This window comes from Alloiococcus otitis ATCC 51267 (assembly GCF_000315445.1).
Classification (GTDB): domain Bacteria; phylum Bacillota; class Bacilli; order Lactobacillales; family Carnobacteriaceae_A; genus Alloiococcus; species Alloiococcus otitis.
Window position 1 is genome coordinate 120,611 of sequence record NZ_JH992958.1, and the last position, 23,691, is coordinate 144,301.

Annotated in this window: 24 protein-coding genes; 6 read left to right on the forward strand and 18 right to left on the reverse strand. The window is 45.7% G+C overall.

The features are described from left to right. Positions 1 to 510: 510 nt before the first annotated feature. From HMPREF9698_RS03185 to lacD, 10 genes are all read right to left on the reverse strand, one after another. The gene (locus HMPREF9698_RS03185) at positions 511 to 1,674 is read right to left on the reverse strand and encodes an SIS domain-containing protein (protein WP_003777249.1); all 1,164 of its coding nucleotides are present in this window, start codon (positions 1,672 to 1,674) and stop codon (positions 511 to 513) included. 96 nt (positions 1,675 to 1,770) lie between these two features. Beyond that, entirely contained in the window at positions 1,771 to 2,154 is a 384-nt protein-coding gene (locus HMPREF9698_RS03190; protein ID WP_003777252.1) for a PTS sugar transporter subunit IIA, read from the reverse strand. A gap of 29 nt (positions 2,155 to 2,183) precedes the next feature. Then, positions 2,184 to 3,005, reverse strand: a complete 822-nt coding sequence (locus HMPREF9698_RS03195; RefSeq protein ID WP_003777254.1) for a PTS system mannose/fructose/sorbose family transporter subunit IID — start codon at positions 3,003 to 3,005, stop codon at positions 2,184 to 2,186. Continuing rightward, entirely contained in the window at positions 2,992 to 3,915 is a 924-nt protein-coding gene (locus HMPREF9698_RS03200) for a PTS mannose/fructose/sorbose/N-acetylgalactosamine transporter subunit IIC (protein ID WP_003777256.1), read from the reverse strand. Before HMPREF9698_RS03200 ends, HMPREF9698_RS03195 begins: the two co-directional genes overlap by 14 nt. Positions 3,916 to 3,931: 16 nt before the next feature. Beyond that, positions 3,932 to 4,414, reverse strand: a complete 483-nt coding sequence (locus tag HMPREF9698_RS03205) for a PTS sugar transporter subunit IIB (protein WP_003777259.1) — start codon at positions 4,412 to 4,414, stop codon at positions 3,932 to 3,934. A 35-nt stretch (positions 4,415 to 4,449) separates the two neighbouring features. Next, positions 4,450 to 6,243: a glycoside hydrolase family 35 protein gene (locus HMPREF9698_RS03210; protein ID WP_003777261.1), complete on the reverse strand. Its 1,794-nt coding sequence runs from the start codon at positions 6,241 to 6,243 to the stop codon at positions 4,450 to 4,452. Between the two features lie 270 nt (positions 6,244 to 6,513). Then, on the reverse strand, positions 6,514 to 7,917 hold the full coding sequence (locus HMPREF9698_RS03215) for a PTS transporter subunit IIC (RefSeq protein WP_003777262.1): 1,404 nt from the start codon (positions 7,915 to 7,917) through the stop codon (positions 6,514 to 6,516). A gap of 30 nt (positions 7,918 to 7,947) precedes the next feature. Next, the gene (locus HMPREF9698_RS03220; RefSeq protein ID WP_003777264.1) at positions 7,948 to 8,247 is read right to left on the reverse strand and encodes a PTS sugar transporter subunit IIB; all 300 of its coding nucleotides are present in this window, start codon (positions 8,245 to 8,247) and stop codon (positions 7,948 to 7,950) included. A gap of 13 nt (positions 8,248 to 8,260) precedes the next feature. Continuing rightward, positions 8,261 to 8,737, reverse strand: coding sequence for a PTS sugar transporter subunit IIA (locus HMPREF9698_RS03225; RefSeq protein WP_003777266.1), 477 nt, complete (start codon positions 8,735 to 8,737; stop codon positions 8,261 to 8,263). A gap of 1 nt (position 8,738) precedes the next feature. Beyond that, positions 8,739 to 9,731 carry a tagatose-bisphosphate aldolase gene (lacD, locus tag HMPREF9698_RS03230; protein ID WP_003777268.1) on the reverse strand — a complete coding sequence of 331 codons (993 nt, stop codon included), beginning with the start codon at positions 9,729 to 9,731 and terminating at the stop codon, positions 8,739 to 8,741. A gap of 288 nt (positions 9,732 to 10,019) precedes the next feature. On the opposite strand from lacD, the gene HMPREF9698_RS03235 reads away from it, so the two are divergent. The 4 genes from HMPREF9698_RS03235 to HMPREF9698_RS03250 all read left to right on the forward strand — a co-directional run bounded on the left by HMPREF9698_RS03235 (position 10,020) and on the right by HMPREF9698_RS03250 (position 12,908). Then, complete coding sequence (locus tag HMPREF9698_RS03235; RefSeq protein ID WP_003777270.1) at positions 10,020 to 10,769, forward strand: DeoR/GlpR family DNA-binding transcription regulator; 750 nt, start codon at positions 10,020 to 10,022, stop codon at positions 10,767 to 10,769. Positions 10,770 to 10,788: 19 nt separating this feature from the next. Next, entirely contained in the window at positions 10,789 to 11,220 is a 432-nt protein-coding gene (gene lacA / locus HMPREF9698_RS03240; protein WP_003777272.1) for a galactose-6-phosphate isomerase subunit LacA, read from the forward strand. Between the two features lie 215 nt (positions 11,221 to 11,435). Beyond that, positions 11,436 to 11,951 (forward strand): galactose-6-phosphate isomerase subunit LacB, encoded by a 516-nt coding sequence (gene lacB / locus HMPREF9698_RS03245; RefSeq protein ID WP_003777274.1) that lies wholly within the window; start codon positions 11,436 to 11,438, stop codon positions 11,949 to 11,951. An 18-nt stretch (positions 11,952 to 11,969) separates the two neighbouring features. Beyond that, positions 11,970 to 12,908 carry a hexose kinase gene (locus HMPREF9698_RS03250; protein ID WP_003777276.1) on the forward strand — a complete coding sequence of 313 codons (939 nt, stop codon included), beginning with the start codon at positions 11,970 to 11,972 and terminating at the stop codon, positions 12,906 to 12,908. A 524-nt stretch (positions 12,909 to 13,432) separates the two neighbouring features. On the opposite strand, the gene HMPREF9698_RS03255 is transcribed toward HMPREF9698_RS03250, so the two are convergent. The 4 genes from HMPREF9698_RS03255 to HMPREF9698_RS08405 all read right to left on the reverse strand — a co-directional run bounded on the left by HMPREF9698_RS03255 (position 13,433) and on the right by HMPREF9698_RS08405 (position 17,906). Beyond that, a complete protein-coding gene (locus tag HMPREF9698_RS03255; protein ID WP_003777278.1) occupies positions 13,433 to 14,419 on the reverse strand; it encodes a homoserine O-succinyltransferase in 987 nt (328 codons plus the stop codon). Between the two features lie 12 nt (positions 14,420 to 14,431). Further along, positions 14,432 to 15,706 carry an O-acetylhomoserine aminocarboxypropyltransferase/cysteine synthase family protein gene (locus HMPREF9698_RS03260; RefSeq protein ID WP_003777282.1) on the reverse strand — a complete coding sequence of 425 codons (1,275 nt, stop codon included), beginning with the start codon at positions 15,704 to 15,706 and terminating at the stop codon, positions 14,432 to 14,434. Positions 15,707 to 16,394: 688 nt separating this feature from the next. Beyond that, entirely contained in the window at positions 16,395 to 17,099 is a 705-nt protein-coding gene (locus HMPREF9698_RS03265) for a glucosamine-6-phosphate deaminase (protein ID WP_003777283.1), read from the reverse strand. Positions 17,100 to 17,171: 72 nt separating this feature from the next. Then, the gene (locus HMPREF9698_RS08405) at positions 17,172 to 17,906 is read right to left on the reverse strand and encodes a glycerophosphodiester phosphodiesterase (protein WP_003777285.1); all 735 of its coding nucleotides are present in this window, start codon (positions 17,904 to 17,906) and stop codon (positions 17,172 to 17,174) included. A 444-nt stretch (positions 17,907 to 18,350) separates the two neighbouring features. Between HMPREF9698_RS08405 and HMPREF9698_RS03275 the strand changes: the two genes are divergently transcribed. Both HMPREF9698_RS03275 and HMPREF9698_RS03280 read left to right on the forward strand, forming a co-directional pair. After that, entirely contained in the window at positions 18,351 to 18,992 is a 642-nt protein-coding gene (locus tag HMPREF9698_RS03275; protein WP_003777287.1) for a deoxynucleoside kinase, read from the forward strand. 255 nt (positions 18,993 to 19,247) lie between these two features. Continuing rightward, complete coding sequence (locus HMPREF9698_RS03280) at positions 19,248 to 19,763, forward strand: methylated-DNA--[protein]-cysteine S-methyltransferase (RefSeq protein WP_003777289.1); 516 nt, start codon at positions 19,248 to 19,250, stop codon at positions 19,761 to 19,763. A gap of 249 nt (positions 19,764 to 20,012) precedes the next feature. Here HMPREF9698_RS03280 and HMPREF9698_RS03285 read toward each other — a convergent pair whose 3' ends face one another. The 4 genes from HMPREF9698_RS03285 to HMPREF9698_RS03300 form a co-directional block, all read right to left on the reverse strand. Continuing rightward, positions 20,013 to 20,978 carry a nuclease-related domain-containing protein gene (locus tag HMPREF9698_RS03285; protein WP_003777290.1) on the reverse strand — a complete coding sequence of 322 codons (966 nt, stop codon included), beginning with the start codon at positions 20,976 to 20,978 and terminating at the stop codon, positions 20,013 to 20,015. Between the two features lie 254 nt (positions 20,979 to 21,232). Continuing rightward, entirely contained in the window at positions 21,233 to 21,949 is a 717-nt protein-coding gene (locus HMPREF9698_RS03290; RefSeq protein WP_003777292.1) for a DUF1129 domain-containing protein, read from the reverse strand. Between the two features lie 57 nt (positions 21,950 to 22,006). Further along, positions 22,007 to 23,107 (reverse strand): redox-regulated ATPase YchF, encoded by a 1,101-nt coding sequence (ychF, locus tag HMPREF9698_RS03295; protein WP_003777293.1) that lies wholly within the window; start codon positions 23,105 to 23,107, stop codon positions 22,007 to 22,009. A gap of 293 nt (positions 23,108 to 23,400) precedes the next feature. Then, positions 23,401 to 23,583 carry a DUF951 domain-containing protein gene (locus tag HMPREF9698_RS03300; RefSeq protein ID WP_040292510.1) on the reverse strand — a complete coding sequence of 61 codons (183 nt, stop codon included), beginning with the start codon at positions 23,581 to 23,583 and terminating at the stop codon, positions 23,401 to 23,403. Positions 23,584 to 23,691 lie beyond the last annotated feature (108 nt).

A 23,691-nucleotide genomic window follows, 5' to 3' on the forward strand; every position in this document is an offset into this window, starting at 1 on the left:
CTAAGCAATTGTAGAACTTCGACTAGTAAATTCTATAATCGCTAAGCAATTGTAGAACTTCGACTAGTAAATTCTATAATCGCTAAGCAATTGTAGAACTTCGACTTGCAAATTCTATAATCACTGATCAATAGTAGAAGTTTAGAAAGTCACTTTCATTTCAGGTCAGTCCCCAAACCCAGACTGACCTACACAGAGTTTGAGACTTGATTCGACATTACTTTATGGCTTTCCCATTGTCGCCTTTCAACTCTCAAAGTACCGAATGGCTGACCCATTGTCGCCTTTCAACTCTGAAAGTACCGTATGACTACCCGATTGTCGCCTTTTAACTCCAAAACTTCCTTATTTTCATTTATTGTCCAGTTTCAAGTCCAAAACCAGCCTATTCTGACCATTTACACAGTTTCATCCCCCAAGCCAACCACAGTCCAACCCCATAGCGAAAAAGCCTAGCCAAGCTGTCGGGCAGCTGTGGCTAGGCTTTTTTCTATTCTTTAGCAAGTAGACTTATTTGTCGTAGTCGTAGATGACGACCCCTTGGACTACCCGGTTGACGGTTCCAGTTGGGGATGGGGTGTCTGGTTTGTTACCGACCTTGACAGCGGTATGCAAGGAGACGGTTTGACCTAAGATGACGTAGGGGAGGACCAAGTAAGCATCCGGCACTTCAAGGTCACTATCTAAGACAAATTGTTTAGCATCATGGTCCAATTTTTTGGTTGAGACTGAGAGGACCTGGTTGGCAATTTTGTCGTGGTAAACTTCATTCATGATGTCTTCTTCGTATTGGCGGGTGTAAGCATCATTGGTAGCAAATAGGATAACAACAGTCTCTTCATTGACAAAGGATTTTGGCCCGTGACGGAAGCCCAGTGGGGTTTCGTATTGGGTTGCGATTTGACCAGCTGTTAGCTCTAAGATTTTCAACTGGCTTTCCTTGGCTAGGCCAAAGAAGTTGGCTCCACCCAGGTAGACCACCCGGTTAAAGTTACCAGAAACCAGGTCAGCGATTTCGTCTTCCCGGTCGATAACTTGTCCGCCTAATTTGACAATTTGCCGAGCCCAGTCAATTTTTTGGCTGAGGTCAGTCGGGTCAAATAAGAAGAGGGCAGACAAGGCCATACAAGTGTAAGACCCAGTCATAGCAAAGCCTTGGTCGTTGGAAAGCTCTGGCTGTAAAATCAAAAGGTTGTCGTCTGATTTTTCAGCAGCTTGGGCCAATTTCCCTTCTTTGGAACAAGTGATGGTGATGTGGTAGAGGTCTTTGACGATTTTGTCAGCTACATTGACTGCTGCCACACTCTCTGGTGAGTTCCCAGACCGGGCAAAGGAGACCAAGACGGTTGGCACATCTTCTTTTAGGTAGTATTCCGGTGTGGCAACCAAATCGGTAGTGGCAATGGCCTCAAAGGAAAGCTTGCCTTCTCCTTCCACCTTGTTCAAGTATTCCTTGATACTTTCACCGACAAAGGCCGAGGTTCCTGCCCCGGTGAAAATAACCCGGGTGTGGTCGTGGCGGTCTTTGATAGTAGACAGGAAGTTGGCGTAATACTCGCCGTTTGTTTCAAAGTCTTGGATAACTTCTTCCCATAAAGCGGGTTGCTGCTTGATCTCACGGGTGGTGATGTCAGCACCTAAATCTTTTAATTCTTGGTCAGTTTTGTTAAACATGTCAATCTCCTTCATACAATGACTTGGACAAGTTAAGCAATGAACTGGGGCACAAACTTAAGCTAGGCCTGGGTGACCCCAGGCCCAAAGCTCAAGTTATTTGCCTAACATATCGTTGATTTTGAGGATGTTTTCTTTAGCTTTTTCGCTGTAGTCCACGTCCCCTTCTTCCAACATTTCAGCGTTGACAAAGGCAATGACCATAGGCAGGTTCATGCCAGCGTAAACTGGGAAGTCGTCCCCTTCCAAGAGGTAGCGGGCCACCACATTATTGGGGGTTCCACCGGATAGGTCAGTGAAGACGACAAAGTCTTCCAAGCCAGACTTGGCCTCTTCAAACTTGGCCTTGAAGTCTTCCTGACTTTCTTGGGGTTCCAAGCTGATCGCAGTAATATTTTCTTGTGGCCCCATAATCATTTCGGCACTTTTCTTGATGGCTTGTGATAAGTCACCGTGACTTGCTAAAATTAAGTGTTTCACTTTTTCCGTCCTTCCTTACAAGATTTGTTTTATACGAGGATACCTAAGGCAGATAAGATAACTGACACAATAAGGACTATAAAGATAGCCTTGGTCGAGGTCATGTTCTCCCTTCCTAGTAGCCAGTAAACAAAACCGACGATAAGGGCGGGAACTGCTTTTGGCATAATCATATCAAAGATGTTTTGGACATCAACGGCAACCCCTGCTATCTCTGGGGTGATGCCAATGTTGACGTTAATCATGGTTGCGACCAAGGCCCCAACCATGAAGACCCCAAGTAGGGTTGCAGCATCGGTAAAGGCTGACAATTGGCCTTGGAGGTCACTAACCAGTTTGGTCCCTGAACGGTAAGCGTATTTCAATTGGCTCCATCTGAACACACATATAACAATCCCGGCAATAATCCAAAGCAAAATACCAAGTGGGTTCCCGTTTGCCCCTAAGTTAGCCCCGATAGCACCAAAGATAGCTGGCACCAAGGCACCGAAGAGGGAGTCCCCAACGGCTGCGAAAGACCCCATCAAACCTGCCTTGACACCTGCAGCTGATTCAACGGCTTCAATTCCTTCTTTTTCCTCAATGGACAAGTCGATACCGGTAATTACGGTGTTGAAGAATGGGGAGGTGTTGAAGAATTGGGCGTGGGTTCTCATGGCTTCTTTTAGTTCATCGGTATTGTCCCCATACATCTTACGGAGTTGGGGCAAGATGTGGTAGAGGTAGCCGGACCCTTGCATCCGTTCATAGTTCCAACCAATTTGGAAGCCGAATAGAGACCGCAAGTTAATTTGTCTAAAGTCTTTATCGGTTAATTTGTAATTTGTTTTGTTTTCATTAGAGTTCGTCATCTAAAATCTCTCCCTCCGCATTGTCAGAAGCTTCAACACTTTCTTGGTCTGGGCTAGAACCACCGGCACTTGGACCTGCTGGGCTAGCTTTTGAAGTGGAGTTTTTGTAGTAGATGTAGGTAATGGCTAGGCCGATGAAGAAGATGGCAAGTAGTGGCAATTCGTTGAAGTTAGCTGCGAATTCTTCAGATAGGCCAATGACTTCGTTCCCAATAAGGGAGACATCGGTGAATAGCTCAGAGAAGATAGCAGTAATTGTAAAACCTAAAATTAAGTATGGGAGATGTTTTTTAACTGGTAGGTAGCGAAGCAAGATTGCAAAACCGACTGCAGGAAGAACCGCACCAGCTAAGGTTAACCCTTCTGCTAACCAACCGAGTTCGTTGTTTAGGAATTCAACGGCTTGGGTGATGACACCACTTCCGATAGTTAGGACAATAAAGATTGGAATCATACGGGAAAGTGACCAAGGTAGTAGGCCTGCTAAGTAGTTGCGTTCAATGGACTTGTAGTTGTGGTTTTCAATAGCTGTGTCAATTCGGTGTTGGAAGAAGGTGTTGGCAAAACGAGCCAAGACGTCAAGTTGGACCAGTAGGCTGGCTACTGGAACAGCCAAGGTTGACATAGCCTGTTGTGGGTCCATGCCAATCCCGATGGAAAAGACGGTAGCGACGATGGTACCGGAGTTGGCGTCAATCCGAGAAGCTCCCCCGAAAGTCCCTACACCTAAAATTGTCAGCTGCATCCCAGCCCCGATTAAGAGACCAGTTGTCATGTCCCCCATGACCAGACCGGTGAAAAAGCCGGCAAAGAGGGGTGACCCAATCGAGGTGACTAGGTGCAACTCATCCCAAATCTGGAAACCAGAATACAGGGTAATTAAAAGTATCTGCCAAAATGCTATATCCATTTGTCTTCCTCCTTAATTAGCTTTCTTCTTTGAGTAATTTCATGAAGTCTTTAGCGTTGTCATTCGGCACCATTTGGGCGGTAAGCTGGATGCCTTTATCTTTCAACTCTTTAAAGACTTCAACGTCTTCGTCCGTTACATTAATGGAGTTGGTGATGGACCGCGTTTGGTCGGTTTGGGACATGTTCCCCACATTAATTTTGTCGATGGCAACCCCCTTGTCCACCAATTCTAGGTAGACTTGCGGATTTTTAGCCACCAGCATGACCCGTTGAGACTTGTAGCGGTCTTCCTTCAGCTGCTTAGCTGCCCGGTCAATCGGCAAAACGGACAGGCGCATGGAAGCTGGGGTGGCAAGTCTTAAACCTGACTTCTCCACGTCGCTTTCAGACACCTTGTCGTCAATCACGATAAAACGGTCGAGCTGGAGCTTGGACCCCCATAAGTTGGCTACCTGGCCGTGGATGAGACGACCATCTATTCTTGAACCGATTATCATATTCTTCCTCCTTATTTTTGGGAATAACCCTTGGGCTAGTCCTCTTTCATTTTTTTATACACATGGTTAGCTTTAAAGGAAAGGTTTGGTGCATATTTCCCTTCCGTTTCGAAAATAGTGACCTCATTGACCCCTTCTTTAAGGAAGGCTTTCGGTAGGTAAAGGGACAAGGTTGGGCCCAGGTCCCAGAACCGGCCTAGGTTATGACCATTGACTAGGACAATTCCCTTGCCAAAGTCTGACAAGTCAATGTAGGTATCTTCTAGGTCATCAAAAGTAACATTGAATTTGTAGAAACTTGGCAAGCCTTCTTTGAAGTCTTTTTCCAAACTGTAATCAATTTGGTCGACCCGGTCAAAGTCGATCAAGTACTGGCGCCAGTTTGTCAAGAAGTGAAGGTCTGAGGTAACCCCTTGCCGAATCCCTTTTTCCTGGGTGTCGGCTAAAAGCTTGTGGCCGTAGTTGACCCGGCCCATATTTTCAACCAAGACATCCAACTTGTTAGACTCTTCCAAAGGTCCAGTAGTGATGTCTTCCCCGATTTCTTCTTGGTACTGGGTAGCTAGGTGCTGGTCATTTAAAAAGACATGGGCCCGGTCCCGGCCATCGATAACCCGGAGCCGCTCTTCTTCATCCACATCTTTGACAAAGTCGGTTTGGTAAAGGATGTAACCATAGTGCTGGCCCAATTCATCCATGGACCGGGTGTACAAGCTGTCGACTCGGTCCGCCACTTGGTCTAGGCTGTCTACCAGGTTGACCTTGGCTTCCAGCTGGACATTTTCTTGTGCAGTGGACTCTTTGACAAGGGGTTCAGCCTGGTCAATATCAGGAAATTCTTCCTTGATCATTTTTTGGATGGCATAGTATTTTTCAGTTGGGTTGCCTTGTTCATCTAGTGGGGCACCGTAGTCGTAAGAAGTGATCTGGTGGAGGTCATGAGTCCCTCGGGCAGAACAGCCATTCATAAAGCCAAAGTTAGTCCCACCTTGGAACATGTAGAGGTTGACACTGCCTAATTGGACGGCCTCTCTTAGGGCTTCCACCAATTCATCTGTTTCCCGGGTGACAATGGGCTCACCCCAGCGGTTAAACCAACCACACCAGAATTCCATGACCATAAGGGGCCATTCTTTACCAATCTTGTCGTGGAAGTCTTTCAAGTTGCCAAAGTTCTCTTTGGCTTTGGACCCGAAGTTACCGGTAATCAGGATGTCTTCGTCAATATCCGTTAAGGTTCCTGCTCGAAGGGTAGCCAACCATGCCCCGTCTGAGGTACAGAGGGGAACGTCAGCCCCGTGAGCCTTCATGCTGTCGTAAACGCCCTTCAAGTAGTCCTTGTCTTCCCCGTAAGACCCGTATTCGTTCTCGATTTGCATCATCAAGATTGGGCCACCATGGGTAAATTGGAGGTCGCCCACTTCTTTAAAGAGTCTGGCAAAGAACTTGTCGACGAGTTCTAAGAAAGCAGGGTCGGAGCTTCTCGGATGGAGGTCTTCATTGATGATCCAGCCTGGCAAACCACCGTATTCCCATTCGGCACAAATGTAAGGGCTGGGTCTTAAGATGACGTAAAGGCCAAGCTCTTCTGCTTCTTTGATAAAGGCCTTGACATCCAAGTTGCCTGAAAAGTCAAAGTGTCCGGGCTCTGGTTCGTGAACATTCCAAGGCACATAAGTCTCCACTGTGTTGAAACCAAGCGCTTTTAGGTTGTATAGGGAATGGTGCCAGTCAGCTCGAGGGATACGGAAGTAATGGATGGCCCCCGAAAGAAATTGAAATGGCTCTCCGTCTAAGTAAAACTTGTCCTTGATTTGAAAATCTGTCACCCTTTATCCTCCTTATAAATGATTGGCAAAGATTAAATATTGGTCCTGTTATCATTATATAGTTAAACGGTTACAAAGTACACTCAATCTAAAAATTTTAATCTATAATGGTCACTTTTATTTTGATGGTCAAAGCTTAGACCAGCCAGTAGCCCGGCTTCCCTGAGTCAGGCTAGGCTTCGGCTTTTTCGTCAAATGCCCTTAGCAACTGTCTTGGTTGCCCTGAGCCGGCCGGTCTGGTTAGCTTAGACTTCCTTAACTGTATTGATCCTATTCCTCTGCTTGGACCTGGTTAGCCTCATAGTCTGCATTCCGCTTCCGCATTTGCCGGACATACCAGTAAAAGAGGAGGCTGTAGACGGCAAAAGCTGCTAAGGCAATGAGGATAGGGCCTAGGTTAAAACCATTCCCTGCCTGCCCTAGTAGGATGGCTAGGAATTTTTCGACTGGCCCTTCCAAGCTAGAGTGGGAAATCCCAATCCCGTAAGCAAAGCTAGGGGAGATTGCCCCAATGGACTGGGCGGACTCGGTCAAGAAAGGCGATATGGCTGTCCCTGACCAGAGGAAGAGGGGGATGGTGAGGGTGCCGATGACAATCATCCGCAAGAGTTTCCCCCGGCAGACCACCAGCAAGGCCGGGGTCACCCCGATGACAATAATACCGGCCATGGGTAGGATATGGTTGCCTGGCAAGACTAAGGCAATGATGAAGAGGAGAGGGGCTAGGATATTGGCCACTGCCCACATTTCGGACCGGGATGACAAGAAAGGCCAATCAATCCCAATCAAAACCTGCTTGCCTCCCAAGCGTTTATACATGAGGTTGGTTACCCCTTGGGAGAAGGGTTCAGTGGAAGAAGTCAACCAGGACCCAACTACTGAGAAAAGTTCCAAGGAAGCAGCCCCCACAAAGACCAAGAGAAAGATCACGCTAAGGGGTTGCTGGCCCAGGATCCCGACAAAGAGGCCTAGATAGGAACCGATGGCAAACTTGCTCCCCCAAAAGCCGACCTTGTCATTCAAGGTGGCGGCATCAAAGTCGTATTGGTCCAGTTTAGGAAAAACAAGGTCAATGATTTTATCCACCAGTAAAATAAAGGGGTTGAGTAAAAAGTTGATGTGGGTGGTCGTGGTGGGGTTAGAATCGGGCGTCCCCAAGAGGTCATTGAAGGTGGGCTTCATCAAGTCCGAGTTGATCAACTTGAGGGCTCCTAGGAAGATGACCAAGAGGGTGGCCAAGATGATATTATTGGAATAATACATGACCAAGAGGCCAATAATGGCCAGGTGCCAGAAGTTGAAAATATCAACGTCCAGGGTTCGGGTCTTGTCCCAATAGATCATGATGAGGTTCTCCACCACCAAAACCAGGATAAAGAACAAGGTATAAACCGACGACCAGGTGATAGCCGCTATAGGTGCCCAACCCACATCGATAATGGAAAGGTCCAGTCCAACTTGGCCCATAAAGTCCATCAAGGCTGGCCCAAAGGTGTTGGCCAAGCCATTGATCACCAGGCCAACCCCGACCAGGCCAATCCCTAACTTAAGACCTGCTTGGAAGGCCTTGGAAAACTGGGCCCCTAAAATCATTGCCAATACAGTGATTAAAATAAACATAAGTGCTGGAGCCCCAATCACCAGGGACTCTAAATTCATACTGGCAAAATCCATAGTGTCTCCTTCGAAGGTTTTGGGCTAGCTTTACTGGATGTCTTTAATGATGGATTCGATCTCGTCAAAGACCGGTTTGGACATAGCTGGCACCCGGTATAAGATTGGTCCTGCTTCAACTACAGGAATCTTAATCTCGAAGGAGAAGTCTGTTTTGGAAATGGGGGTAAAGATGTCATATTTGTCATTGATATCTTCGGTAATGTCTTTGATGACTGTGGTGTCAACTTGGACTTGGTAGCCCCGGTTTTTCATTTCTTCTTCGACAGCTGACTTAATTTGGTGGCTGGTGTTAATCCCAGCACCACAGGCTGCTAAAATTTTAACCATAATATCCCTCTTTCTAATTGTTTCCGGACAAGAATTGGTAGACTGCTTCTTCATCCCCCAATTCCTCTAATCGGTCGATATTGCCTGGTTGGGTGAAAAAGGCCATGAGGTCAGAGAGGACGTTGGTTTGGTCTCCACCCTGGTTGTTGATAATCATAAACAAGTACTTGACGGCCAAGTCTTCTTCCGGCTTGATCATGTTGTGGAAGGTGACTTCCTGGTCCAACTTGACATAAACGATAGCCTGACCTTTGCAGTAGTCGGCTTCTGTGTGGGGAATAGCCACATTTGGGGAGTCGGGATTGACCACTGACAAGTCTAGGCCAGTGGGGTAAGAAGACTCCCGTTTGACAATTTCTGCAGCAAAGTCTGAGGTGACCAAGTCCTTGTCTTCTAGAATGGCCGCTACTTCTTCAAGAACAGCTTCCTTGCTGTTGGCTTGAGAAGTTAGGATCAAGTCCTTGCGGTAAAGGTCTTTAAAATCAGCCATTTTAAGACTCCACTTCGTAAAGGTCGGTCCAGGGAGTAGCAGTTTCTTTCAAGACTTCGTTTAGTTTTTGGATGTTGGAAGCTCCTTGAGTTCGCAACCATTCACGGGCAGCTTTTTCGCCACCTTTAACGTATTCGTCAATGGCACCCTTCCAAGTAGCACGGCCACACAAGACTCCGTGGAATTCAGTGCCTGCTTCTTTAGCGAAGCGGAGGGTTTCATTGAACAATTCAGAAGACACACCCGCACTCAAGTAGATGAAAGGAATGTCGGTTGCGGCAGCTTGGTCTCTAAAGTATTGGGCTGCTTCTTCTTTGGAGTAAACCGGATCACCCCCGTAACCTTCCACATAATTCATGTTGACCGGCACTTCGAGTTTTAAGACGTCAACGTGGTAGCGGTCTTGGGAGAATTCCTTGATAGAATCAATGACCTTACGCGGTTTTAACTTGGCATATTCTTTGCCTTTCGCATCGTCAATCTTGCTGTCATAGGTCACAATTTCCAAGAAGAAAGGAATGTCTTCTGCCTTACATTCAGACCCAATCCGTTCAGTGAAGCGGTGTTTTTGGTCGTTGATTTCGTCTGGTTCGTCAATGTCATAATAGAGTAGGAATTTAACAGCGTTGGCACCATTTTCTTTGATGACTTGGACAGACATGTCGTCGATCAAGTCTGGCAAACGTCCCGGTTCAGTTGCATCGTAGCCAGTTTTTTCGTAGGCTAGAAGCAAACCAGCCTTGTCGTCTCTAGCTTTTGACGCAGGGATACCGTACTCAGGATCTAGTAAGATGGAAGAAGCATACGGGGTTAATTCCTCTGAAATAGCCACCTTGAATTCTTCAACAGCAGCTTGGATGTCGTCAACCCCGCCACCTTGTTGGATCATTTTTTTCAAAGATCCACGTTGGTCGATGGCCAAGGCTGAGATGTATTCCTCATCAGTTGATAATTGTTTCAAGTGTTGGTATTTTTTCTGGCTAATTTTTGGCATGGTATGTCTCCTTTTCTTCATTGTAAAGGGCTTAAAGTGAAAGTCCTCAAGGCAATGGTTGATGATATAAGATTTACTTATAAACGACTAACTTCAATTTTAATTTTACCTATGCCACCAACTATTGTCAACAAATTTTCAAACTTTTTCAAACTTTATCAAGGGATTGTTAATCGCTTACCAGGGTATTTACAAACATTTAAATTTTATTATTGTTTACTTTTGTTTGATGTTAGGGTAAAATGACCATAGAAAATTGTTGAGCAAGAGTCAAAGGGGGGTTGTATCGTGATTAAGGAAGAACGCCTAGACTATATCATGGACCAGCTTAAGGACCAGAAGTTTGTCAAGGTTTCAGAAATTACCGACCAGCTCAATGTGACGGATATGACTGTTCGCCGGGACTTGCAGGAATTGGAGCGGCAAAAGCTCATCATCCGGGTTCATGGTGGGGCCAAGCTAGCTAGCAACCGGTCGACCCCAGAATTGAGCCACCTGGACAAGGTTGAAATTAACATTGAGGACAAGCGAGAAATTGCCAAGAAGATTGCCAAAGAGATCAATGATAATGAGACAGTTTTCTTGGGTGCGGGGACAACCATCGAGCTCGTCCATGATTACCTCACTGCCAGCAATGTTAAAATTATCACCAACTCCTACCACCTTTTCAATCGTTTCAAGCACGATGACCAAATCGAGTTGATTTTAATCGGGGGCAGGTATCGTGACATTACGGGTTGTTTTGTAGGGACTATTGCAAATGACTTCATCGACCGGATTTTTGTCCAAAAGTCATTTATCGGGATTAACGGCATCACACCGGAAGGCATTTACACCTTCAGTGAGAGCGAGGGCTTAACCCAGCAGTTGATGCTAAACAACTCAGAAGTCAAGTACATTGTCGGTGACAAGTCCAAGTTTAACCGCAAGGACTTCTACCGTTTCTACAACCTGGACCAAGCCGACTACTTCATCTCCAATGACGATTTAGATGAAGATGTCAAAAGTGATTACACTGATTTTATAGAGATTATTTAATTTAAAAAGGAGAGTTTAGATGAAAGTTATACTAGGTGCCGACCAAGATGGATTGCGTTTGAAAGATGTCTTGAAAGACCACATCGAAAGCCATTACGATTATGAAGTCCAAGATGTCAGTCCAGAAGGGTCCAAAAACTTTGTTGAATCATCTAAGGCCATTGCCCAAGCCTTGCAGGAAGATGAAGATGCATACGGCATTGCAATCGACAAGATTGGGGCTGGCTCTTTTATGGCTGCTAGCAAGCACAAGGGTGTTGTCGTTGCCGAAATTTCGGATGAGCGGTCAGCCTTTATGACCCGCCAACACAACAATGCCCGCATGATCACCTTGGGGTCTGATATTGTGGCCGATGCCATGGCTAAAAGCATCACCGACCACTTCCTCCAAGCTGAATACGACGGTGGCCGTCACCAAGTCCGAGTCGACATGTTGGATGACTTGTGCTAGTTGCTAGAGGATATTTGCTAAAACTGGTCAAGAACGGGGACGGACTTCATTGCTCATATGATCCAGCTAGTACTCGAACTAGCCTGGGTGAATGTTAACTTTAGCTTGTCCTTGAACTGGCAAGATGAATGCTCACTTTAGCTTGTCCTTGAACTGACCAGGATATTTTTCCCAGCTAGCTATGCAAAACGAGATATAGAAAGGATTTTTCATCAATGAAAATTGCGATTGGATGCGACCACATCGTTACCGATATCAAAATTGAAATGGCTGACCACTTGAGAGAACAAGGTCACGACGTTATCGACGTTGGAACTTACGGTTTTAAACGAACCCACTACCCAATCTTTGGTAAAAAAGTTGGGGAATTGGTTTCAGCTGGCAAGGTTGACAAAGGGATTGTCATCTGCGGAACTGGTGTTGGCATTACCAACGCTGCCAACAAGATCCCAGGTACCCGGGTTGCCTTAGTCCGTGACTTGATGACTGCCGTTTATGCTAGAGAAGAATTGGATGCCAACATTATCGGATTCGGTGGTAAAATTGTCGGTGGTTTGATCATGAAAGACATGATCGATGCCTTCTTAGACGCTGACTACAAGGAAACAGAAGAAAACAAAGAATTAATTGATGGGATCGCTGAAATCGAAGCTGGCCGTAGCCGGGACTTCGACCCCCACCAATTTGATGAATACCTTGAAAAATGGGACCAAGGCTACTACCACGACTAAAAGCAAAGGATTTTTCACATGATTTTAACCGTAACCCTTAACCCATCCATTGACGTCTCCTACCCCTTGGACAGCCTAACTATCGATGGAGTCAACCGGATCAGTGAAGTTTCCAAAACGCCTGGTGGTAAAGGCCTGAACGTTTCCCGGGTCCTCCAACAATTAGGCGGGGACCTGGTGACAACCGGTTTTATCGGAGGCCAATTCGGGGACTTTATCCGGCATGAACTAGACCAAATTAACTTGAAACACGACTACCAAAATATCGACGGCCAAACCCGGACCTGTATTGCCATCTTGCATGACGGTGGCAAGCAAACCGAGATTTTGGAATCTGGTCCTGAAATTTCTGCCCAAGACAGTCAAGCTTTCAAGAATAAATTTGCTGACCTAGCTGAGCAAGCTTCCACCATCACCATGTCTGGTAGCCTGCCCAAAGGCTTAGCCAAGGACTACTACAATGACCTAATTAAGATTGGCCAAGATGCTGGGGCCCGGGTCTTGCTAGACACCTCTGGCCAAACCCTGACAACTGCTGTCAACCACCCTGTCAAACCCTACTTGATCAAGCCAAATGAAGAAGAAGTCAAGGCCATTACCGGCTCTGAACTTGACCTAGCAGATCCTGAGTCCATCAAGTCTGCCTTGACCGACCCAAGCCTTGATGAAATTGACTGGCTGGTTGTTTCCCTAGGTAAAGACGGTGCTGTAGCCAAAGTAGATGACCACTTTTACCAGGTCACCATTCCCACCGTCCAAGCCGTCAACCCAGTTGGGTCAGGCGATTCCACCATTGCCGGCTTTGCCAAGGCTCTAGATGACGGCAAGCCTGCTGATGAAGTCCTCAAAACTGGTATGACCTGTGGTGTCCTCAACGCCATGTCAAGCAAAACCGGTGACATCGACCCTGATCAGTTCGATGAAATTTACAGCCAAGTTGAAGTTGAAGACTTGTAGGAAAGATGAAAAAGCCCAACTTACTAATAGTAAGTTGGGCTTTTCTTTGCTGTGTTCGGTTATGCTTGTTGTAAGAGAAAGGTAGACTGAGACTAAATGTTTAGGAGCCCTACCTGGTTCCAGTGGACAGGAATTGCTGCAATTTCCTGCTTCCAACCTTCTTTTTTTACTAAATTATTTGGCGACCTAAGTTTTTATAAAGAAACAAATGTTGTTAAACATGTAGCTATTCACTACTTTATGTATTCTCGAATAACAAATGTTATTCGAGAATTTTCCGGGGTTTTTCTCAAACAACTTAAGTTATATGAGAATTTTCCTGCTGTTTTCTCAAACAACAATTGTTATTCGAGAATTCCCGGTAATTTTTCTCGAACAACTTAAGTTATTCGAGAATGATCATCTATTTTTCTCAAACTGAACACTAAATTTTAAAATTACATATGTTTCGATTGCTTCCCCATTATTCCCAAAACAACAACCAGCTAACTGTTTAAACAAAACACTTGGCTGGTTGTTTTTTATCATATTCTCTCATTTTCTTTGGCAAATTGACTGGCATAGGACTGGCTATTGGCAGATTCAGATTCTATATGGGCCGTGATGTTTTCTAAGTCATAAGGGGTGCCTTGATAAATAATATCGTGAAGCCAGTTTGAAAAGAATAAGCTGCCCGACTCCTTCCAATCATCTCTAATCTTTTGCTGGCTACCATCACCAAGGTAATAATTTTTGGGAAGCTGGATATCTTTATTTTCTGCAAGATCCCTTTCATATTCCTTATGGAGGGTATCTATATTATATTCCCAGTGGCCAAAGGAAAATACCTGCCGGCTATCTTGGTTGGTGACAATGCTCACCCCGGTGTCAGGCCTGGAAGCTAGAATCTTTAATTCCGGATGGCTGGCGACTTCACCTTCATCAACACAAGACCATCTTGAATGCGGGGCTGAGAAAACCTGGTCTAAGCCTTCAACCAATTTACTGTCTTCTCTTTTTTCATAATCGTAGATGCCAAAAATTTTCTGGTCGACAATCGAATTCTTGATGCCGTAATAATGATATAGGGCAGCTTGGGCAGACCAGCAAATAAACAAGGTTGAATAGACATTTTCTTTGGCAAAGTCCAACAATTCTTTGAGTTCTGACCAATAATCGATCTCTTCATAGTCTAAAAGCTCAAGGGGGGCACCGGTGAACAACATCCCATCGTACTTGGCATTTTTTATTTCAGCCAAGCTTTTATAAAAATGTTCCAGGTGTTGTTGGGAGGTATTTTTGGCCTTATGGCTTGCCACCCGGACCAGGTCGATCTGGACTGGCAGGACTGGATCGGACAGGACTTTTAAGAATTGCCGCTCTGTCTCTTCTTTATTGGGCATTAAGTTAACGATTGCTACTTTTAAGGGTCTGACAGCTAGCTGCCGAATCTTGGTCGAATCAAGTCTTTCGATCGCTTCTTCTTCTAAAAGACTTTCGCTCATCAGACCTTCTGGTAATATCAAGGGCATTGGATCCCTACTTTAAGCTTTTAAGGCTTGGTCGATATCGGCAATAATATCATCTACATTTTCGATACCAACAGACAGTCTAATTAAGTTAGGCGTGATACCAGACTCCTCTAATTCTTCGTCGGAGAGTTGCCGGTGGGTGGAAGAAGCTGGGTGGAGGGCGTAGGACCGGACATCGGCCACATTAACCACTAGGGAAACCAGGTCTAGGGCTTCAATAAATTTGGCCGCATCTTCCCTGGTCCCCTTAACCCCAAAGGAAATCACGCCACTGCCAGCTTTTAAGTATTTCTGGGCTAAGTCATAGTCTTGATTGCTTTCAAGGAAAGGATAGTTGACAAATTCAACTTTGTCATGGTCTTGCAAGAATTTTGCGACTTTAAAAGCATTTTCGGAATGTCGCTCCAGTCTAAGGGCTAAGGTTTCGATCCCTCTTAAGGTTAGAAAGGCATTGAAAGGTGCTGCTATATTCCCCAAGTCTCTCAAGCAAACCGTTCTAATCCGGGCAGCATAAGCAGCCTCCCCAAAGTTGTCAGTAAAGACTAAGCCGTGGTAGCTTTCATCCGGTTGGGTCAATTGCGGGTAATCGCCCTTGGTCCAATCAAAGTTCCCGGAATCAACCACCAAGCCACCCATTGCAGTTGCGTGGCCGTCCAAGTACTTGGTGGAAGAGTAAACAACCACATCACAACCATAGTCAATTGGTTTGACCAAGGCTGGCGTTGTTAAGGTATTGTCCAAGACCAAGGGAATGTTGTGGGAGTGGGCCAGGTCGGCATATTTTTCGATATCCAGGATGGCGGTTGAGGGGTTGGCCAAAACTTCCCCATAGACTAATGTGGTCTTGTCATCAATTTGTTTTTCAGCCGCCTCGAGATCATTTGAAGGGACAAATCTCGCTTCAATCCCCCAATTTTTAAGGGTGGTGCCAAAGAGGTTGTAGGTCCCACCGTAGATATTATTCAAGACGACAATGTTATCGCCAGCATTGGTAATGTTTAAAACAGCATTTAAGCTAGCAGACTGGCCTGATGAAGTGGCAACGGCAGCTGCTCCCCCATCAAGGGCGGCTACTCTTTGCTCAAGGGCGTCAATGGTGGGGTTCCCTAGCCGGGTATAGAAGAAGCCGGACTCTTTCAGGTCAAACAGGTCAGCAACTGTTTGGGTCTTATCATACTTAAAGGTTGTAGACTGAACAATCGGTGCAATTCTGGGCTCACCACTTTTGGGATCGTAACCTGCTTGGACACATAAGGTTTCTAGATTTTGATAGTCTTTTTTACTCATGATAATTCCTCCATTTTTAGTTTAATTGCCTGACTTCCTGGTATTAATGAGTCATAAAAATGAGAAATAAAAAAGAGCTCCCATCCCCAAAGGACGAAAGCTCGCGTTACCACCTTTATTTAATATATGCTCGCACATATAAACTCATCAAGTACCATCATACTCTCATGCTGTAACGGGCATACCCGGAACCATCTCACTATTCGATGATCCCCTCAAAAAGACCATGTTCACTGGCTTCCTGTCTCCTTCTCTCAGCAAACGAAGTTCTCTGTAATCCGTTCCACCAGCTACTCTTCTTTTTATAAATGAAAAGTTTATTTAACTTTCTATATATCCTACTCTTAATGATCTCACTTGTCAAATATTTGTGTCGGAGAAATTTTATTTTTAAATAAGTGTCAGTTTAAGTCAGAGATTTTTCGGGGGTTTCTCGAATAAATATTGTTATTTGAGAATTTTCGGGAGATTTTCTCGAACAACTTAAGTTATTCGAGAATTCTTCCACTTTTTTCTCAAACAACATCTGTTACTCGAGAATTTTCGGTAATTTTTCTCAAACTGAGTACTAAGTTTGAGAATTACATCTGCTATTTTTTGAACCGAGACAGTAACCAAACGATCACAATTGTTATATTTTGCCATTTAAAAACCTGCTGGCTGGCGGTACCAGCTAGCAGGTTAGTCCTTAGCTTTCTTTAGGTGCTGCCTCTCGGTCAACGATCACAACCACATTATCGTGTTTTTGCAAGATGCTGGCAGGGACATCTTCAGTCACCGGACCGTTAACCATTTGATTGACCGCCCAGGCTTTTTTCGCACCAAAGGCCATCAAGATTACCTGGTCTGCGCTCATGATGTCAGCCAAGCCCATGCTGTAGGCTTGTTTGGGCACGTCAGCTTCGGAATCGAAGAAGCGTTTGTTGGCTTGGATGGTCGAGTCGGTCAAGTCTACCAGTCGTGTATGGGAATCAAAGGATGAGCCAGGTTCGTTAAAACCAACATGGCCATTTTCTCCGATCCCTAAAAGCTGGAGGTCGATGGGGTTGTCGGCAATGATTTGGTTGTAGCGGTCCCTTTCTTCTTGTGGATTTTCATTGGTCCCATCTGGCAGGTAGTTTTTGGCAAAGGGTTTGGCATCAAAAAGTTGCTTGTGCATGTAGTAGTTATAGCTTTGCGGGTGGTCACTAGCTAGGCCGTAGTACTCATCCAAGTTGATGGAGGTGGCTTGTGAAAAATCAATGCTTGACCCTCGCATTAATTCGTAAAGTTTCTCTGGCGTTGACCCAGTCGCTAAGCCAAAGGTTTTTGCCCCATCATTAAGTGCTGACTGGAACAATTCAAGTGCTTCACGCGATGCCTCGGTTACCGAATCGAATACTTTTACTTCCATAATGTGCCTCCAATTTTAAATTGAAATTGCTATCAATCACTTGATTATTTTATCACATCCACCTGGTCTTGACTAGACCAATTTAGAAATAGAAGCTTTGGCTAGCCGGTCAGCCACCCGGTCTGGGTAGTCCGAAATTATCCCGTCCACCCCAAGGTCTAGCATCCGGTCGATTGCTTGAAGTGAATTGACGGTGTAAGTGTTGATAAAATAGCCCTGCCGGTGAAGAAAGTCGACCCGGTCTTGGTTTAAAATTTGCTGGTGAATATGGATGTAGTCTGGCTTTAGGGAGGCTAGTCGGTTCAGCATGGCTTCATTCCAACTATCAACCAGGTAGGCTAGGTTGAGGTCTGGATTTAAGTTTTTAACCGCCCGCAAAATCTCCACGTCGAAGCTGGAAATTAAAACTCGTTGGGATAGACCGTAAGCTTGAACCAGGTATACCACTTTCTCTTCAACTTGGTTAAGGGGCCGCTTGTGACTTTTAATTTCAATATTGGCTAGGAGGTCCTTGCCTTGCAACCAGTCCAAATAATCCTCTAGAGTTGGGATGGTGCCCGTAAAGCCAGCTTGCTTTAGGGTCAGGCCCTGGACTTGGTCCAAATTACAATCTCCTATACCAAGTGGTAAACCAGCCAGACGATTTAAATCCGCATCGTGGTAGATGACCAAGTGGCCGTCCTTAGTCATTTGCAGGTCGCACTCAATCCCGTCCACCCCAAACTGGTCGGCTGCTTCAAAGGCTGGTTGGGTGTTTTCAAGCTGCCGGCTCGAAAAACCCCGGTGGGCAATAATTTTTGCCTTCATACCAAATCTCCTTCCTCTGTTAAAACTCTTAATTTGAGTCTAGTAGCTAGAAGGTTAGACCGGGCTGGCTTTACACAAACTTATCTTAAGCTTAGCAGTCTTAAAACAGAATTTACTTTTTACATAATGAAGGTGCTTTATCTTTCGAACTGGCCAAAACACTGGTATTTAGACTTCCTGCTAGTATAGGTTAGGGGCCGAACAGGTTTAAATTGTCGCCTGGGTCCATACAACTTTGCCTGCCCTAGCTGACTTCCCTGCTCTAGCATTCTTGGACCCTCACTGCCTTAATTTGTTCGAAATAATGCTACCGTCCTCGCCAGGCATCCCCAGCTCCACACTAGCTCGCTTGCCCTCACTGAATCCGCATCCCGGGTTTACTTTTAAAGAAAGGGGGAAAATGGTAATATAGGTCTGCTATGATATTTTACGGAAGGAGACCCTATGTCAGTGATTGTTTTAGCTGGAATGATTGGAGCAGGCAAGAGTACTTACACCAACTTTATTTCACGGGAATTAAACTCCCAGGCCTTTTATGAATCGGTGGACGACAACCCCTTATTGGAAAAGTTTTACGATGACCCGGTGCGCTGGGCTTTTTCCTTACAGATTTTCTTTTTAAACACCCGCTTTCGCAGCATTAAGGCTGCCCTCCGCCACCGCCACAATGTCCTGGACCGGTCCATTTATGAGGATGAGCTTTTCACCCGGATTAATTTTATGCAAGGCAACATGAGCCAGGCTGAAATGGACCTTTACACCGACTTGCTGGCCAATATGATGGAAGAAATTGCCGGCATGCCTAAGAAAGCACCCGACCTCTTAATCTACTTGCGTGGTCCTTTAGAAACGCACTTAGACCGGATCCGTAAGCGGGGCCGGCCCTATGAGCAAGTGGAGGGAGACCCCGGCCTCCTCGACTATTACAAGATCCTCCACAACCACTACGACGACTGGTTTAAATCCTATGACCAAAGCCCCACCCTGGTGATCAACATCGACCAATTTGACTTGGAACAGGAAGAGGACCAAAAGGCAGTCATGGCTATGGTTAGGGACAAATTGAAGGAAATTGGAGCAGATTAATTGGAGCTTAGAAGGCTGATTTGAGCCAATTTATGAAAAGTTTGTTCAAATCACTTCAAACTTAAAAAGTTAAAAACCGTATTAGTTAGGCTACTGACTCACTTCAAATTTACCATGCCAAAAGACTATTCAGACTTAGGAAGATGCATGGGGCACTGACTCATTTCACATTTGCAATGCTAAAAAGCAGTTTAGGCAAGGAGCTGCATGGCTCATTAGAAGCTAGTGCCTAGCATCCTCAAACAGGAGGCCATCATGGAAAACAGACTTTACTACAGCTACTTTGAAACGAAGCTAAGCAGATTGCTATTAATGAAAACACAAGTGGGCCTGGCCCGGGTCGATAGCTTAAGTTTAGAAGATGTTCGGCAAACATCTTGGTTTAACCGGTATTTCAAAGGAGCTGAACTAGTCAAATCCGACTTAGCCTTTGACCGGGACCGCCAGCAATTGCAGGAATACTTTGCGGGAGACCGGTCAAAATTTGACCTGGACTTGGATGGGCAAGGAACCCCCTTTCAAAAAGAGGTCTGGCAAGCCTTGCAATCCATCCCCTATGGCCAGACCTTGACCTATGGTGGGTTGGCTGACAGATTGGGCCGGTCTAGCAAGGCAGCCCAAGCTGTGGGCCGGGCCCTAGGACAAAACCCCTTGCTGGTAGTGGTCCCCTGCCACCGAATCCTATCCCAAGACGGTAAGCTCACCGGCTACCGCGGCGGCCTTGCCTTAAAGAAAGCCCTACTGAAAGTGGAAGGCATCAATTATATATAAATGAAATAAAGCCGTGGCTGGCCACGGCTTTTTCTTATGGGATTGGGTTATAGAAATAGTTAATTTATTACAGTAATTATCCTATAACTTGCGGGTAGCTGGAATCCGGCTGGTTGATTTTCTCAAACAACTAGTGTTATACGAGAATCCGAGCTCATTTTTCTCAAACAACAAGTGTTATACGAGAAACCATCCGATTTTCCTCAAGCTACAGCTGTTATTTGAGAATTCTAAAAACCAACTCTTGCTTCATCCCTTTTCCCGGCAGTGCGAGCACTTACAAGACTTTCTTGGAAAGGATAAGTCTTGGTCCGGATAATGCTCCGCTAATCTACCAAGCTTGTGGGAAGCCTTGTATTCCCGGAAGTACCTGGAAAGGGTTTTGTAATTAACCTGGCCATCCATGAACTGGGCTAAATCTTGCAAGCGAAGAGACTGGTTGTAATTCAAGACGGCATAATCGCAGATGGTCCGGTAAATAGCCTTGCCCTGACTTTCCATGTGCCCACAATGGCTACACTGCAAGAAGGATTTTGAATACCGGTTAAGCTGACTACTTTGACAGACCTCACAAATCAAGCCGCCTCGAAGATCCGAAAGTCTTTCTCTTCCTAGAAAATCAATGCCCTCATGGGATGGAAGGCTTTGGTCTTGCAAAAACTGGGCTAATCTTGCAACATCGAGCCCACTAGCAGACTGCTTGGCTTTGATCTGGTTAAAATAATCTCCAACCTGCCAGCGTTTGAGATAATCTCCTCTATACTGGCCGGCAAAATCCACCCTATCCTGGTCGGACATAAAAACCAGCTGGCCTTCAACTGGAAACTTGGACCCCAACAGTGTTTTCAAGTAGTCTATCCCATTTTCTACCTGGTAAAAAATATTCCGAAAAACAGTGCCCTGGTCGCCGACCAACTTGCTGCCTTCCAGCCTGTAGTGGGCTTGGAAATTTTTAATTTCAAATACAAGTAAAGTTTGTGGGGTCACCAGGACAAAGTCAATTTGCAGGTGACGGCCGGCCCGCTTAAAGGTCAGGTCATGGAGCAGAGCCCAATGGTCCGGGATATAGACGCTAGCTAAATCAGCAAAATCTTTCTCACCCTGGTAACCGAGTTGGGCCAAACACAAACGCCTCTGCAGATAAGGGTTGGGCTTGCAACGCTCACTCAATATCTCTAACCACTGCAACTCTAAGCTTTTTTTGACGTGAACCATCAAATCACTCCTAACTTTTTTGTGCTACTATATAATGCGCAAAAAAGTCGCAAATCCATTTTTTAAAAGGTAAGTTTTTATTTTATAATATAAATTATTTTATTAAGCCACATTTTTCGTTGATTTCGTCCACCCCGAATTCCCCCTTTGTAAATCTCAAAAAAGCCCAGCTCCTAAGAGAGTGGGCTTTTTGTTAAATAGTATTCTGGTTAGATCAAGCTAGCTTAGAGTGCCAAGCTTCACCCACAGGCCGGTTAGATCAAACTCCCTTGGACATTGAAGCTTCGTTTGAAGAAGTATTTAGCGACCAAGGCGATGATCCCGATGATGATGCTGGCAGCTGGAGAGAGGGGCGGGTTGATGGCTGGTGGAATAAGGGCAGCGATGAAGGAGAAAGCCAGCATCCAGACCACCATGGTTAAGACCGAGGCCAAGATGTACTTGAGGAAGCCACCCTTTTGCCCGGGCACCGGGGCGTAGTTGCCAATCACCAAAATAGCCACCCCAGCTAGGAGGAAGTTGACCAAGAGGGTGAGGATGCCCATGGGGTTTTGAGCCTCCGTATTGGTAAAGAGTTGGAGGACCCCATTGATCAAGGCTAGTAGTCCACCCAATAAGAGGGCCCCGTCCACATAAAGTTGCCAGGTTGGAGACTTTTCAATAGCCTGGGTCTGACGATTGGGCCCAGCAGTCAGGCGGTCCGCTTGTTCTGTCACCGGCCCATACAATTTCCGGGCCAAGACCCCATTGTCCTGCTCTTTGACAATATTGGGTAGCATATCGTAAAAGGCTTCGGTGACCTGATCGTCGTCCCAGCCTAGTTCCTTCAAGTGGCGGTTGAGTTTAACCACGTAGTCTTCGTTTTTATTGGTTAATTGTTTGATTAAAGTTAGGTTCTGCGCCTGCATTTCTTCCAGGGTCGGGCTTTGTTCTTCTTGCTTATCCTTCTTTTCTTTATCTTTTTTTGCCATTTGATCCATCCTCATTACTTTTTTCCCTAGGCCAGGTTAAAAATAACCAGTGCCAAGTTAGACATTGAACTTAAATTCCATGACATCGCCGTCTTGGACCACATAGTCCTTACCTTCTTGCCGGAGTTTACCGGCTTCTCGGGCAGCTTTTTCGCTTCCCAAGTCATCAAAATCAGCATAAGAAATGGTTTCAGCCCGAATAAAGCCCCGCTCAAAATCAGAGTGGATAATACCAGCTACTTGGGGAGCCTTCATGCCTTTTTTAAAGGTCCAGGCCCGGACTTCTTTGGGACCGGCCGTGAAGTAGGTTCCTAGGTTCAACAAGTTATAAGACCGGCGGATGACCCGATTCAAGCCCGGCTCTTGAATGCCCAAGTCCTCTAGGAAAAGATCTCGCTCATCGTCATCCAAGGCGGCAATTTCTTCTTCAATGGCTGCTGATATGCCGACAACTTCTGCTCCTTCTTGGTCAGCAATTTCTTTGACCGTCTGCAGGTAGTCGCTGGCTTCCGGGTCAGAAACATCTTCTTCAGCCACATTGGCAATGTATAAAACCGGCTTGGAGGTCAGCAAGAAGAGGCTTTTGACAATTTTTTCCTCTTCTTCATCAAAATCCAAGGCCCGGACTGGGATCCCGTCTTCCAAGGCTGGCTTGATCTTGTCTAAAACAGCTAAAGTAGCTACTGCATCCGGGTCTTTGGCCCGAGCCTGCTTGCGGGTTTTTTCGTAACGTTTGTCAATGGATTCCTGGTCAGCAAAAATGAGTTCCAAGTTGATGGTTTCGATATCCGATGCTGGGTCCACCTTGCCGTCCACGTGAGTGACATTGCTGTCGTCAAAACAACGAACCACATGGCAGATGGCGTCGACTTCTCGGATATTGGCCAAAAACTTGTTGCCCAAACCTTCTCCCCGGCTGGCCCCCTTGACGATACCAGCAATATCGGTAAATTCAAAGGTGGTGGGGACCGTCTTCTCTGGTTGGACCAAGTCAGTCAACCGGTCCAATCTTGGGTCGGGGACTTCCACAATCCCAACATTGGGGTCGATGGTGGCGAAAGGGTAGTTGGCTGCTTCCGCCCCAGCCTTGGTGATTGCGTTAAATAGGGTCGATTTGCCGACATTTGGCAAGCCGACAATACCTGCTGTTAGTGCCATTCATGCGTCATCCTTTTTCTTTTGATTTTCTTGGTCGTCTACTGGCGTTAATTTATTTTTGGGACCTAACTCCGGGGAAAGCTGAAGCTTGACTTACTCCTGGTTTCAATCGAATTCGATGTGGAACTACTTGATCTGTAAGCCCTAATCTCCTCCAGGTTCCTTCATTTCAATCAGATTCGACCTGGTTTTGCTCGGGCTTAAGCCTTCATCTTCCCAGGTTCCCAGGTTTAAATTGAATTCGACCTGCTTCTTTTTGGACTAAAGATCATAATGCCCATGGTCTTCCGGCTTTAAATCACTTTTTTCATCTTGCGTTCAAACTCGCGACGGGGCATCATGACTAGGTGGTTGCAACCACTGCATTTCAACTTGATGTCAGCACCCATGCGGATGATTTCCCAAGCGTTGGTGCCACAAGGGTGGGGCTTTTTCATTTCAACTTTATCGTGGAGCTCATAGTTCTTGTCTGCCATCATACCTCACTCACTTTCTAAGTTCGAATTTGAATCATCACTCTTCGGTTAACATTCGTCTGGTCATCTATCTTGCTAGCTTGCTCGATGAAAAAAATCTCTACCTGG

Coding starts and splice junctions, on each gene's coding strand:
- HMPREF9698_RS03200 (WP_003777256.1), bottom strand. CDS start 3,915: ATGGATATAGCATTTTGGCAGATACTTTTAATTACCCTGTATTCTGGT.
- HMPREF9698_RS03290 (WP_003777292.1), bottom strand. CDS start 21,949: ATGGCAAAAAAAGATAAAGAAAAGAAGGATAAGCAAGAAGAACAAAGC.
- HMPREF9698_RS03255 (WP_003777278.1), bottom strand. CDS start 14,419: ATGCCCTTGATATTACCAGAAGGTCTGATGAGCGAAAGTCTTTTAGAA.
- HMPREF9698_RS03280 (WP_003777289.1), top strand. CDS start 19,248: ATGGAAAACAGACTTTACTACAGCTACTTTGAAACGAAGCTAAGCAGA.
- HMPREF9698_RS03220 (WP_003777264.1), bottom strand. CDS start 8,247: ATGGTTAAAATTTTAGCAGCCTGTGGTGCTGGGATTAACACCAGCCAC.
- HMPREF9698_RS03205 (WP_003777259.1), bottom strand. CDS start 4,414: ATGATAATCGGTTCAAGAATAGATGGTCGTCTCATCCACGGCCAGGTA.
- lacA (WP_003777272.1), top strand. CDS start 10,789: ATGAAAGTTATACTAGGTGCCGACCAAGATGGATTGCGTTTGAAAGAT.
- HMPREF9698_RS03285 (WP_003777290.1), bottom strand. CDS start 20,978: ATGGTTCACGTCAAAAAAAGCTTAGAGTTGCAGTGGTTAGAGATATTG.
- HMPREF9698_RS03300 (WP_040292510.1), bottom strand. CDS start 23,583: ATGGCAGACAAGAACTATGAGCTCCACGATAAAGTTGAAATGAAAAAG.
- HMPREF9698_RS03275 (WP_003777287.1), top strand. CDS start 18,351: ATGTCAGTGATTGTTTTAGCTGGAATGATTGGAGCAGGCAAGAGTACT.
- HMPREF9698_RS03225 (WP_003777266.1), bottom strand. CDS start 8,737: ATGGCTGATTTTAAAGACCTTTACCGCAAGGACTTGATCCTAACTTCT.
- ychF (WP_003777293.1), bottom strand. CDS start 23,107: ATGGCACTAACAGCAGGTATTGTCGGCTTGCCAAATGTCGGCAAATCG.
- HMPREF9698_RS03265 (WP_003777283.1), bottom strand. CDS start 17,099: ATGGAAGTAAAAGTATTCGATTCGGTAACCGAGGCATCGCGTGAAGCA.
- HMPREF9698_RS03260 (WP_003777282.1), bottom strand. CDS start 15,706: ATGAGTAAAAAAGACTATCAAAATCTAGAAACCTTATGTGTCCAAGCA.
- HMPREF9698_RS03185 (WP_003777249.1), bottom strand. CDS start 1,674: ATGTTTAACAAAACTGACCAAGAATTAAAAGATTTAGGTGCTGACATC.
- HMPREF9698_RS03250 (WP_003777276.1), top strand. CDS start 11,970: ATGATTTTAACCGTAACCCTTAACCCATCCATTGACGTCTCCTACCCC.
- HMPREF9698_RS03215 (WP_003777262.1), bottom strand. CDS start 7,917: ATGGATTTTGCCAGTATGAATTTAGAGTCCCTGGTGATTGGGGCTCCA.
- HMPREF9698_RS03195 (WP_003777254.1), bottom strand. CDS start 3,005: ATGACGAACTCTAATGAAAACAAAACAAATTACAAATTAACCGATAAA.
- lacB (WP_003777274.1), top strand. CDS start 11,436: ATGAAAATTGCGATTGGATGCGACCACATCGTTACCGATATCAAAATT.
- lacD (WP_003777268.1), bottom strand. CDS start 9,731: ATGCCAAAAATTAGCCAGAAAAAATACCAACACTTGAAACAATTATCA.
- HMPREF9698_RS08405 (WP_003777285.1), bottom strand. CDS start 17,906: ATGAAGGCAAAAATTATTGCCCACCGGGGTTTTTCGAGCCGGCAGCTT.